The sequence below is a fragment of the Kitasatospora sp. NPDC058406 genome (genome assembly GCF_042722765.1).
GTDB lineage: Bacteria > Actinomycetota > Actinomycetes > Streptomycetales > Streptomycetaceae > Kitasatospora.
This window is the reverse complement of sequence record NZ_JBHXKE010000281.1, coordinates 1-10,841: the sequence shown is the minus strand read 5'-3', so window position 1 is coordinate 10,841 and position 10,841 is coordinate 1. Positions and strand designations below refer to the sequence as shown.

Genomic DNA, 10,841 nt, shown 5'->3' with positions numbered 1-10,841 from the left:
GACGTGAGGTCGCGCGGCGGCCGGGGCACCGGACGGGGGTCGGTTCCAGGGGTTGGCGGGCTGGTCGTCGATCGCGACCCGGAAGCGGGTGTTGTCGGGGATGGTGCCGTAGGCCCGGAAGGTCCGGCCGCCGGTCCGGGCGGAGTCCGGGCCGTAGTGGCCGTCGTGGTGCTCGGCCTCGCGCCGGCCCGCGCCGAAGGAGGACCGGCAGACGGTGTCGGCCGCGGCACGGCCGTCCCGCCCGGCGCGGTCGCCGGGCGGGACGGTCACGGTGCTGCGAGGTCGGACGGGAGCTTCGGTTCCCGGTCGGGGCGGTGCCCCTCGCCCCGACCGCTGCGGCCCTCCTCGATGCAGCGCCCCCGTTACCAGTAGTGGCGGCGTCCGCCGACCTCGTGGCCGACTGCGCCCATGATCCAGAGGACCACACCGATGAGAACCAGGACGAGGCCGATGGTCCACAGGATGGAAACACCGGTGACGAACCCGATGACGAGGAGGATGACTCCGAGGACGATCACGACGGTCTCCGTTCCACCCCCCACGTTGTCGCTCTCCGCCGGTGCGGAGGCCCACCCTGCGCCTTTCCCGATCCCGGCCCTTCAATCGGCGATCCCGCCACCGGTTGCGGGGCGGCGGCGCCCGCCGGGTCCGGCCGGGCGGGCGGGCGGGCACCGCCCCCGGGTGGGCGCTCAGGTCAGCCGGACGCCGACGACGCAGATGTCGTCGTCCGGGTTGGGGGCCCGGAGCCGGCGCAGCACGTGGTCGAGGCAGCCCTGGAGCCCCGGCGCCCTGTACTCCTCGACCGCCCCGAGCAGCCGCCCGAGTCCTCGGTCGAGGCCCTCGTCGCGCCGCTCGACCAGTCCGTCGGTGAAGAGCAGCACCAGGTCGTCCGGTTCGAGCGTCAGCACGGTGCTGCGGTGGACGGCGGCCGGGTCGGCCCCGAGCAGCGGTCCCGGCGGCGGGTCCAGGTAGCGGGCGACGCCGTCGTGGACCAGCAGGGGCGGCAGGTGCCCGGCCCTGGCCCAGGTCAGGGTGCGGGCGGCGGGGTCGAGCCGGCCGCAGACGGCGGTGGCGACGAAACCGCCGCCGAGGTGGCAGAGCATCCGGTTGAGGAGCTGGAGCAGCCGGTCCGGTCCGGCGTCGGTGAAGGCCAGGCCGCGCAGGGCGTCGCGCAGCTGCGCCATGCCCGCGGCGGCCTGAAGGCCGTGCCCGGAGACGTCGCCGACCACGGTGAGGACCGTCCCGTCGGGAAGGGTGAGGACGTCGTACCAGTCGCCGCCGACCTGGGGGTCGCTCCCGGCCGGCACGTAGCGCGCCGCCACGTCGAGGTTGCGCGCGGGCGGGCCGCCGGGAACGTCCGTGAGCGCGTGCCGGAGCGCCCGGACGGCGCGGTGCTCGACGGCCGTCCGGCGGACCTGCTCGGCGAGCCTGGCCCGGGTGTCGGCGAGCGCCCACTCGGTGTGCCGCCAGGCGGTCACGTCCTGGATGACGCCGCGCACGGCGAGCACGTCGCCGTCCCGGCTCCCGGGGACGGTCTCGGCGATCGCCCGGACCGTCCGGACGGCGCCGTCGGCACGGATCACCCGGAACTCGAACGCGGCGGAGGCGAGCCCGCCCAGCAGGCGTTCCGCGAGGGCCCGGACGGCGGCGCGGTCGGCCGGCGCGACGGCGGCCTCCGCCTCGGCCGGGGCCAGCGTGCCGGGCGCGGGCCGCTCCGGCAGGCCGAGCAGCCGGAAGACCTCGGCCGAGCAGTCGAGCCGCGCCGGGGAGACCTCCCACTGCCAGGTGCCGAGGCCGGCCAGCCGCTGGGCCTGGGCCAGCTGCTGCTCCCGGCGTTCCTGCTCGTCGTGGGTGCGCCAGCTGACCAGGATCCCGTCGAGGAACGGCGTGGCGTGCAGCGTCATCGTGGAGCCGTGGACGGCGCCGCCGACGATCTCGACGTACTGCTCCGCCTCCCTGCGGTAGGGCACACCGGAGGCCGCGACGTCGAGCAGGTGCTGGAAGGCACCGGAGGCGACCATGCCCGGGTAGAGCTCGCCGAGCAACCGGCCGGTGATGTCCTGGCCGGTGCGGCCGGCCAGGTCGACGGTGGCGGCGTTGGCGTGCACGACGCGCAGGTCGGTGACCTTCCCCTCGGGCGCGCGGACGGTGTGCAGGATCAGGACCGGATCGAGGAGGGCGTCCAGCACCGCCCGGAACCACGGCTCCCCGGCGGGCACCGGCCCTCCCTCCCCGCCGGGGACGAGCACCCGCAGCAACTGGGCGGCGCACAGCCGGGCCAGCGCGGACAGGTGGTGCTCGGTGGCCCGGTCCGCGCGGAACGTCCCGGGCCAGCCGAGCTTCATCGCGCCGATCAGCCGCTCGCCGGTGCGCAGCGGCAGTGCGCAGACGGTGTCGCCGGGGACGAGGTCCTCGCCCTTCAGGTCGGGGTACCGCGCGCCGAACTCGGAACGCCTCACCCAGACGGTGGTCCCGCCGCGCGCGGCGTCGGTCAGCGGCAGGGACGTCTGCGGGGGGATGCGCTGCCACTGGCTGAGCTGGTGGGAGGGGACCCCGTGGCTGGCCACCAGCCGCAGCGCGCCGTCGGGCTCCAGCACGGTGAGGGCGACCGCACCGACGCCCAGCGGGGCGAGGGCCACCTCGGTGAGCAGGGCGGCGAGCTCGTCGGGCGACTCGGCCGAGGCGAGCGCGGAGGCGGCCATGTGGTACCGGGCGGCGAAGTCGCCCCGGACCGCGGGAGCACCGGCCCCGGGCCGGGCCGGGGCCGGGGCGGGCCTCTCCGGAGGGGCCGACGGCCCGGCCGTCGGCGGAGGCGCGGCCGTCGGCGGCGCGGCGCCGGTGGTGTGCCCGTCAGCGGTGTGCCCGTCGGCGTCCGGGACGTGCTCGTCGTGGTCCGGCGGCGCGACGCTGCCGACGAGGTCGGCGGCGAGGTCGGCGAGCTTGCGGTTGCTGTCCTGGGAGAGCCGGACCAGGTGGCCGAACGCCGCGTCCGGGGAGCACGAGATCCGCTCGATCAGGATGCCCTTGGCCTGCTCGATGACGGCGCGCGTGCGCATGGCACGGCGCTGGCCCTCCACCTCACCGCGCAGCCGGTCGATGGTGGCCCGCAGCCGGGCGCTCTCGCTCTCCGGTTCCGACATCCGCGTCCCGCTGGTCCGATCTGCCGAGGCCCCGGTCCGCGCGCGGGCGGCCGGGGCGCGGTGCGAGGCACCGCGTGGAGATTCCAGCGTAGGACGGGCGCGTACTCCTGTCCTTCCTGCGGCCGGGGGCCCGCACCCGGTGACCCGGGACGGGCACCCCGACGACCCGCAGGGGCGGTCAGTGCTTGGTGGCGTCCTTGAGCTTCTCGGCGGACTGCTTGACGTCACTCTTCGCCTGGGTGGCCCGGCCCTCGGCCTTCAGGCCCGGGTCGTCGGTCGCGTTGCCGACCGCTTCCTTCGCCTTGCCCTTCGCCTTCTCGGCGACGTTCTTCATCTTCTTGCCGGCGCTCATGGTGTCGCTCCTCCGTGGTCGGGCCGGCCCTGGTCACGCCGGCGTCCCTGGGCGTCTGCTCCCGTCCGCGGACCTGAAACCGTCCGACCGGCACCGTCTCGGTCCGTCCCGGCCGACACCGTCCCGGTCCGACTGGACACGCCCGCCGTGGGCAGACGCTCGCCCGGGGGCCGTCGAGGGGCCGTCGAGCCCGGAGGAGTGACCACCATGTCCGACCGAGTACGCACCCCGCGCCGGCGCCGGCTGCTGATGTGCCCGCCCACGTACTTCTCGGTGGACTACGCGATCAACCCGTGGATGGTCCCCGGGCGGCCGGTCGACCGGCCGCGGGCGGTCCGCCAGTGGGAGGCGCTGGTGGGCGTGTACCGCTCGCTGGGGCACCGGGTGGAGTTCGCCGACCCCGTACCCGGACTGCCCGACATGGTCTTCAGCGCCAACGCGGCGACGGTGGTGGACGGCCGGGTGCTGGTCTCCCGCTTCCGCCACCCCGAGCGGGCACCGGAGGCGTCCGCGTTCCTGAGCTGGTTCACCGGCCGCGCGTTCACCGAGGTCACCACGGCCTCGCACATCAACGAGGGACAGGGCGACATCCTCGCCGCAGGCCGCGTCCTGCTCGCCGGGACCGGCTTCCGCACCGAGCCCGCGGCGCACGACGAGGTCCGCCGCCGCCTGGGCCGGCCCGTGATCACCCTGCGGCTGACGGACCCGCGCTTCTACCACCTCGACACCGCGCTGTGCGTGCTCAGCGACACCGAGGCGGCCTACTACCCCGGCGCGTTCGACCGGGCGAGCCGGGCGGCCCTCGAGTCGCTCTTCCCGGACGCCCTGCTCGCCACCCGGGAGGAGGCCGGGCGCTTCGAGCTGAACGCCTTCAGCGACGGCCGTCACGTCGTGCTCCCCTCCACCGCGGACCGGCTGGCCACCCGCCTCTCCGGACGGGGCTTCGACCCGGTCGGGGTCGACATGTCGGAGTTCCGCGGGGCCGGGGGCGGAGCCAAGTGCTGCACCCTGGAACTCGAAGCGGACCGGCCGGGCGGCGCCCGCGACGACGGCGCCCGGACAGGCCGCACCCGCCCGAACGGAACCCGCACCGACCGCACGCGCACCGACGCGACCCCGCCCGGCACCACCCGCACCGACGCGGCCTGACCGCCGCCCGCGTCCGAAGGAGGTCACCGTGATCGAGACACCCCGACCGCCCGGCCCGCCCGCCGCGCGCGGCCCGCTCTCCGAAGCCGTTCTGACCGCCCTCTCCTCCGGCCGGCCCGGCGGGACGGACCGGCTCCGGCCGCCCCCGGACCGCACGGACGACCCGTGGGGCGAGGACCTGCACCTGGCCCTCTACGTCTGCTACGAGCTGCACTACCGCGGCTTCGAGGGCGTCGACCCCGACTGGGAGTGGGACCCCGAACTGCTGCGGCTGCGCCGCGAGCTGGAACGCCACTTCCTCACCGCCGTACGGGAGGAGACCGGCGAGCCGCCCCCGCTGGACGACCTGCTCGACCTGCTGCTCACCGAACCGCGCACCGGCACCGGCCCCTCCCACTTCCTGCTCGCCCGCGGCGAGCGCCGGCAGGCCCGCGAGTACCTGGTGCACCGCTCGCTCTACCACCTCAAGGAGGCCGACCCGCAGCTGTGGGCGGCGCCCCGGCTGGGCGGGGCGGCGCAGGTGGCCTTCCTGGCCGTCGAGTACGACGAGTACGGCGCCGGACACCCGGACCGGGCCCACTCCCGGCTCTTCGCCGAGATGATGGCGGACTTCGGTCTGGACCCCACCTACGGCCGCTACGTCGACGCGGCGGCCGCCCCGGCGCTGGCGGTGGTCAACCTGATGTCGCTGTTCGGCCTCCACCGGGCGCTCAGGGGTGCGCTGGTCGGACAGTTCGCCGCCGTGGAGATCACCTCCTCACCCGGGTCCGCCCGCCTCGCGCAGGCCTTCGGACGGCTCGGCGCGGGACCGGCCGGCACCCGGTTCTACGAGGAGCACGTGGAGGCCGACGCCGTGCACGAGCAGCTGGTCCGGCACGGCGTGATCGCCCCGCTGCTCGCGGCGGAGCCGGGGCTGGCCGGCGACGTCGCCTTCGGGATCGCCGCGGGTTCGCTCGCCGAGGACCGGCTCTCCGCCCACCTGACGGAGGCGTGGGCCGAGGGGCGCAGCTCCCTCCGCGGCGGGCCGCTGCCGGAGGGGCCGGAGGGGTGAGCGGGTGAGCCGCTCACCCCTCCGGGGGTCACCGCTCCGGGGGGTGCGCCGGGGGCCCCTCGACGGGAGCGGGTGAGCCGCCGGGGCGGTGGCGGCGGTGGCTGGTGTCGCAGAACGGGTAGCGGCGGCTGCGCCCACACGCACAGAGGGCCACCAACGGGCGGTCGGAGCGGACCGTGGCGCCGTCCGGCAGCACGATCTCCACCGGGCCCTCGATCAGCACCGGTCCGCGCTCGACGGGCCGCACCCGCCGCACCCGGTCCGACCGGGCCTGCGGGGCCGGAGGAACCGTCCCGCCGGTCCCCGCCGGCTCCGGCGGTCCGGGCCGCTCAGGCCGGCCACGCACCGCGGATCACCACCAGCTCCTCCTCCCGGTCGCCCGGGTCGATCAGGCCGCGGCTCTCGAACCACGCCGCCCGCCCGGTCATCACCGGCCCGAAGACCTGGCGCCGCCGGGCCACCACCTCGGCCGACAGCCCGGACCGCCCGAGGGCGCGCAGGGTCTCCGGGACGTCGGCGAGCGAGGACTGCACCAGGAGCAGCACCCCGTCGCGCGTCAGCAGGCCGGGGGCCTCCCGGCAGATCCGGTCGAGCAGCAGGCGCCCGTCCGGACCGGCGTCCCAGGCCCGCGCGATGCCCCGCCGGGGGCTCCCGGCCCGCTCGGCGGGCACGTACGGGGGATTGCTGAGCACCAGGTCGAACCGCCGCCCCCGGACGGGTCCGGTGAGGTCCCCGTGGCGCAGCCGGATCCGGTGCCGGTGGAGCCAGGCGTTCACGCCCGCGGTCGCCAGGGCCAGCCAGGACACGTCCACCGCCGTCACCCGGGCGCCCCGGTCGGCCGCCGCGAGCGCGAGGGCCCCGGTGCCGGTCCCCAGGTCGAGGCAGCGTGCTCCGCGCAGCGGTCCCTCGCGGGCGAGGCTCTCCGCCAACAGGGCGGTATCGCCCTGGGCCGGGTACACACCGGGTGGTCTGAGCAGCAGCATGCCGCGCGCCTGCCCAGGATCGGCCTGCCCAACCGGACGGCCGCCCGACCTAGGCCCGCCGGGGCCCGCCTAGGCTCGCCGGGGTCCGGCAGGGTCCGGCAGGGTCCGGCAGGGCGCTCGTCCGCCGGGCCGGGACCGAACCCGACGGCGCGGGGCCGTGTCGACCGGCGCACCCCGGGTAGACGTGGAGCCCCGGCCACCGGCAACCCGCCGATGGACGTCCTGAAGGGAACCAGAGACCATGACCGTCCCCGTCCCGCCCGGCCCGGACACCCACCCCCCGGCGCCGGGGCCCCCGCTGCCCGGACCGGGTGATCCGACCCCGGGCGGCCCCCGGCCGTTCCCGGCGCCGCCGGACCCGGTGCCCCCGGTGCCGTCGCCTCCGATCCCCGGACCGGGACCCGACCCGGTGCCGCCGCCCGCACCGGCCCCAGGGACGCCCCTGACGCGCTGACCGCGCGGCGGGCCGGACACCGCACGGAACCGAAGGAGGCCGGCCGTGGCGCTCGTACTCTTCCTGATCATCGTCGCGATCGTGCTCGGACTCGTCGGCGTGGTCGCCGACGGGCTGCTCTACCTGCTGTTCGCCGGCATCGCGGTGCTGGCCGTGGCCCTGATCGTCGCCGCGGTCCGGTTCCGGCGCGGGGGCCGGCAGGCGCCGCGCTGAGCCGGGGAACAGAACCGGGGCGCCGAACCGGGGCGCCGAGCCGGGCACGGCCGGGTCCGGGCCCGCCGGGAGGAATCCCGGGCTCGCGACGCGGGCATCACCACCGCGAGAGGAGACGGCACCATGAGCGGGTTCGACGCGTTCACCGCGCTGCTCGACTACCCGGTCCACGTCGTCACCGCGGCGGCCGGCGAGGACCGGGCGGGCTGCCTGGTCGGCTTCGCCGGACAGTGCTCGATCGAGCCGCCCCGGTTCACCGTGTGGATCTCCAAGGCGAACCACACCTACGCCGTCGCGTCGCGCGCCACCATCCTGGCGGTCCACGCGCTGCCGCAGCGGCGTCACGACCTCGCCGAACTCTTCGGCGGCCGTACCGGCGACGAGGTCGACAAGTTCGCCTCCGTCGCCTGGACCCCCGGCCCGGGCGGCGTCCCCGTCCTCACGGACGCCGCCGCCTGGTTCGCGGGGCGCATCCGCGACCGGGCCGACTGGGGCGACCACGTCGGGTTCCTCCTCGACCCCCTCACCGCCGGTGCCGGAGCCGGCGGCGACCCGAGGGCGCTCTCCTTCCGCGACGTGCAGGACATCGACGCGGGGCACCCCGCATGAACAAGGCCCGGCCGGAACATCCGGCAGCGCCGGAGAGGCCCCCCGTGACCACGGACCGCGACACCGCCGCCCCTCGCTCCGGCCGCGACGAGACGCCCGCAGAGCGGGCGGACCGCCTCTGGACCGACATGCTCCAGGAGGTGCGCGTCACACAGACCGGCGCCCAGATCCTCTTCGGCTTCCTCATCGGCGTCGCCTTCACCCCCCGCTTCGCCGCCCTGCCCGACTTCGACCGCAACCTCTACGTGGCCACCGTCCTCCTCGGCGCCGTCTCCACCGGCGCACTCGTCGCCCCCGTGGCCTTCCACCGCTTCCTCGCCGGCCGCGGCCTGAAGCCCGAACTGATCCACATCGCCGGCCGCCTCATCGCCGTCGGCCTGGTCACCCTGGCCCTGACCATGGCGGCGGCCCTGCTCCTGCTGCTGCGTACCGCGCTGGGTGACACCACCGTCGCCTGGGCCCTCAGCGCCGCCGTCCTGCTGTGGTTCACCACCACCTGGCTCGTCCTGCCCCAGCTAGTGCTCCGCCGCGCCGCCGCCCGCCGTGGGGGCCCCGGCGACGGCCCCGACGACGGCGACGGCCGCAGGGCCTGAGCCCGCCCCCGGGGAGCCGGTCCTCCGGGGCCGCGCCGGTGGTCGATCCGGCACCGGCAGGCAGGTGGTCCGCGACCCTGTCGGACTCGGCCTCGTCCAGGCCCGTCGCGAACCGCGCCAGGATCGCGACCGCCGCCCCCGGAGGCCGATGACCGCCCGGCGGATCGGCCGGTCCGGGGATCGGCCGATCCGGGGTGCTCAAGGCCTCCGCGGGCCTGCGGGCACGAAGGCCAACGCCGTGTTGTGGCCGCCGAATCCTGCCGAGATGCTGAGCGCCAGGCGCAGTCGCTGCCGCCGCGGCCGGCCGTGGACGACGTCGATCCGGGCGGTGTCCCGGTCCGGCACCGCGAAGCCCGCGGTGCCGGGCACCGTCTGGTGCTGGAGGGTGAGCACGGTCAGGGCGGCCTCGACGGCACCGGCCGCGCCCATGGTGTGGCCCAGGACCCCCTTGGCGGACGTGACGGACGGGGGGCGGCGGGCGAAGAGGCGCTCGATCAGGCCCGCCTCCGCGCTGTCGTTGAGCCGGGTACCGGTGCCGTGGGCGTTGACGTGGTCGACGTCGTCCGGGCCCGCGCCCGCCTCGGCCAGCGCGTTCCGGACGGCCGCTTCGAGGCCGCGGGCCCGCGGGTGCGGTGCCACGGGGTGGTGGGCGTCGGCCGCCGTCCCGACTCCCACCAGCAGGGCCCGGACGGGCGCCCGCCGGTCCACCGCGTCGGCCCGGCGTTCCAGGACCGTGAAGCCGGCTCCCTCCCCGAGGACGAAACCGTCACGGCCCGCGTCGAACGGACGCGAGGCACGGGAGGGGTCGGGGTTGCGGGAGAGCGCCCGCATCCGGGCGAACGCGGCGACGCAGACCGGGGTGACCATCGCGTCGGTCCCGCCGGCCAGGGCGATGTCGCAGGCCCCGGCGTGCAGCAGCAGCGCGGCGGTGTGGACGGCCGCGGCGCCGGAGGCACAGGCGGTCGCGGTGTGCAGCACCGGGCCGGTCACGCCCAGGTCGATGGCGAGCTGACCTGCCGCCATGTTCGGCAGGAACGCGGGCAGCGCCAGCGCGGAGACGCCGGACGGCCCCTTCGCACCGAACCGTTCCGTCGCCCGCTCGTAGCTGCCCACGCCCCCGGCGGCCGACCCGAGGACCACGGCGACCCGGGCGCCGTCCCAGTCGGCGGGGCTCAGCCCCGCGTCGGCGACCGCCTCCCGCGCGGCGACGAGCGCGAAGTGGGTCGCGCGGTCCAGCCGCCAGGAGTCGCGGCCTCCGAGCAGCGCCCTGGCGTCGAACCCCGGGACCCGGCAGGAGATGCCGACCGGCAATCCGGTGAGCGCCGGGTCCGGGGCGGCCGTGGCGCGGGCGTCGAGGACGCCCTGCCAGGTCGGGCCGACCCCGGACCCGGCCGGGGTCACCAGGCCGATCCCGGTGACGGCGAGCGGCGGGCGGGCCGCACTCACTCCGGTGCCCCGGGCTGCGCGGTCGACTCGGCGAGCAGCTCGTGGACGCGGTCGACGAGCCGGCCCACCGTCACGTCGGCCGCGGAGTCGCCGTCGTCGTCGAGGCCGACGCCCCAGTGCTCCTGGAGGTTGACGACCAGTTCGACGCGGGCGAGCGAGTCGAGGTCCAGCTCGCCGAGGGCGGCGTCGTCGCCGATCGCGTCCCGGGGGACCTCGAACTGTCCGACGAGCAGGGCGACCAGGTGTTCGCGTACGGGGTTCACGGGGCGCTGACCTCCTTGTCGGCGAGCTCGTTCCCGGGCTCGCCGTCGGGCTGGGTGTCGGGTGGTGGGCCGGCGGGTGGTGGGCCGGCGGGCGACGAGGTGTCGGGCGACGGGGTGCCCGGCCGGGAGCCGGGCCCTGCGTCGGGCCGGCCGTCGAGCGGGCGCGGGCGGGCCTCCGGGGCGGAACTCCGCACGGGGACGTCGGGCCAGAGCAGGGTGGCGGAGGCCCAGGTGAGGCCGCCGCCGAAGGCGGTGAGCAGGGTCGGCGCGCCCGGCGCGCAGACGCCCCGGGCGGCGGCGTCCGCCAGCGCGAGCGGCACGGAGGCACCGGCCGTGTTGCCCACGTCGCGGATGTTCCCGAAGCGGTGCTGCGCCGCGATGCCCAGCCGGTCGGCGACGGCGTCCAGGATCCGCTGGTTGGCCTGGTGCCCGATGAAGGCCCTGACGTCCCCGGGCCGCCATCCGGTCGCGCCCAGGACGGCGGCGGAGGAGGCGGCCATCCGGCGCACCGCGTGCGCGTAGACCTGCCGGCCGCGCATCCGGAAGTAGCGCTCCTCGCGCCCGAGGCCGTCGCCGGGGGCGGGGAGC

14 protein-coding genes are annotated in these 10,841 nt (G+C 76.9%); 5 read left to right on the top strand and 9 right to left on the bottom strand.

Going from position 1 to position 10,841, the window contains the following annotated elements; all coding sequences use genetic code 11:
- The 4 genes from ACFWOG_RS35460 to ACFWOG_RS35445 all read right to left on the bottom strand — a co-directional run.
- Window positions 1-270, bottom strand: a 270-nt coding sequence (locus tag ACFWOG_RS35460) for a hypothetical protein (RefSeq protein WP_380363425.1), incomplete at its 3' end; no start/stop codon positions are given.
- A 92-nt stretch (window positions 271-362) separates the two neighbouring features.
- Window positions 363-518, bottom strand: a complete 156-nt coding sequence (locus ACFWOG_RS35455; RefSeq protein ID WP_329878134.1) for a DUF6131 family protein — start codon at window positions 516-518, stop codon at window positions 363-365.
- 171 nt (window positions 519-689) lie between these two features.
- A complete protein-coding gene (locus ACFWOG_RS35450) occupies window positions 690-3,140 on the bottom strand; it encodes a SpoIIE family protein phosphatase (protein WP_380363423.1) in 2,451 nt (816 codons plus the stop codon).
- 178 nt (window positions 3,141-3,318) lie between these two features.
- Window positions 3,319-3,492 (bottom strand): CsbD family protein, encoded by a 174-nt coding sequence (locus ACFWOG_RS35445; RefSeq protein ID WP_329878132.1) that lies wholly within the window; start codon window positions 3,490-3,492, stop codon window positions 3,319-3,321.
- Window positions 3,493-3,699: 207 nt separating this feature from the next.
- Here ACFWOG_RS35445 and ddaH point away from each other — a divergent pair, with 207 nt between their 5' ends.
- Window positions 3,700-4,641, top strand: coding sequence for a dimethylargininase (ddaH, locus tag ACFWOG_RS35440; protein WP_380363420.1), 942 nt, complete (start codon window positions 3,700-3,702; stop codon window positions 4,639-4,641).
- Window positions 4,642-4,669: 28 nt separating this feature from the next.
- The gene (locus ACFWOG_RS35435; protein ID WP_380363418.1) at window positions 4,670-5,692 is read left to right on the top strand and encodes an iron-containing redox enzyme family protein; all 1,023 of its coding nucleotides are present in this window, start codon (window positions 4,670-4,672) and stop codon (window positions 5,690-5,692) included.
- 28 nt (window positions 5,693-5,720) lie between these two features.
- On the opposite strand, the gene ACFWOG_RS35430 is transcribed toward ACFWOG_RS35435, so the two are convergent.
- Both ACFWOG_RS35430 and ACFWOG_RS35425 read right to left on the bottom strand, forming a co-directional pair.
- Window positions 5,721-5,939: a CDGSH iron-sulfur domain-containing protein gene (locus ACFWOG_RS35430; protein ID WP_380363416.1), complete on the bottom strand. Its 219-nt coding sequence runs from the start codon at window positions 5,937-5,939 to the stop codon at window positions 5,721-5,723.
- An 82-nt stretch (window positions 5,940-6,021) separates the two neighbouring features.
- A complete protein-coding gene (locus tag ACFWOG_RS35425) occupies window positions 6,022-6,675 on the bottom strand; it encodes a HemK2/MTQ2 family protein methyltransferase (protein WP_380363414.1) in 654 nt (217 codons plus the stop codon).
- Window positions 6,676-7,174: 499 nt separating this feature from the next.
- Between ACFWOG_RS35425 and ACFWOG_RS35420 the strand changes: the two genes are divergently transcribed.
- The 3 genes from ACFWOG_RS35420 to ACFWOG_RS35410 all read left to right on the top strand — a co-directional run bounded on the left by ACFWOG_RS35420 (window position 7,175) and on the right by ACFWOG_RS35410 (window position 8,544).
- Window positions 7,175-7,342 carry a hypothetical protein gene (locus tag ACFWOG_RS35420; RefSeq protein WP_329951930.1) on the top strand — a complete coding sequence of 56 codons (168 nt, stop codon included), beginning with the start codon at window positions 7,175-7,177 and terminating at the stop codon, window positions 7,340-7,342.
- Between the two features lie 123 nt (window positions 7,343-7,465).
- On the top strand, window positions 7,466-7,951 hold the full coding sequence (locus ACFWOG_RS35415) for a flavin reductase family protein (RefSeq protein WP_380363412.1): 486 nt from the start codon (window positions 7,466-7,468) through the stop codon (window positions 7,949-7,951).
- 44 nt (window positions 7,952-7,995) lie between these two features.
- Window positions 7,996-8,544, top strand: a complete 549-nt coding sequence (locus ACFWOG_RS35410) for a DUF6328 family protein (RefSeq protein WP_380363410.1) — start codon at window positions 7,996-7,998, stop codon at window positions 8,542-8,544.
- 198 nt (window positions 8,545-8,742) lie between these two features.
- On the opposite strand, the gene ACFWOG_RS35405 is transcribed toward ACFWOG_RS35410, so the two are convergent.
- The 3 genes from ACFWOG_RS35405 to ACFWOG_RS35395 all read right to left on the bottom strand — a co-directional run.
- Window positions 8,743-9,990 (bottom strand): beta-ketoacyl-[acyl-carrier-protein] synthase family protein, encoded by a 1,248-nt coding sequence (locus ACFWOG_RS35405; RefSeq protein ID WP_380363408.1) that lies wholly within the window; start codon window positions 9,988-9,990, stop codon window positions 8,743-8,745.
- Window positions 9,987-10,253, bottom strand: coding sequence for an acyl carrier protein (locus ACFWOG_RS35400; RefSeq protein ID WP_329878117.1), 267 nt, complete (start codon window positions 10,251-10,253; stop codon window positions 9,987-9,989). The genes ACFWOG_RS35405 and ACFWOG_RS35400 overlap by 4 nt, the downstream gene beginning before the upstream one ends.
- The coding region (locus ACFWOG_RS35395) for a 3-oxoacyl-[acyl-carrier-protein] synthase III C-terminal domain-containing protein (RefSeq protein ID WP_380363406.1) at window positions 10,250-10,841 on the bottom strand (592 nt) is incomplete at its 5' end. The genes ACFWOG_RS35395 and ACFWOG_RS35400, both read right to left, overlap by 4 nt.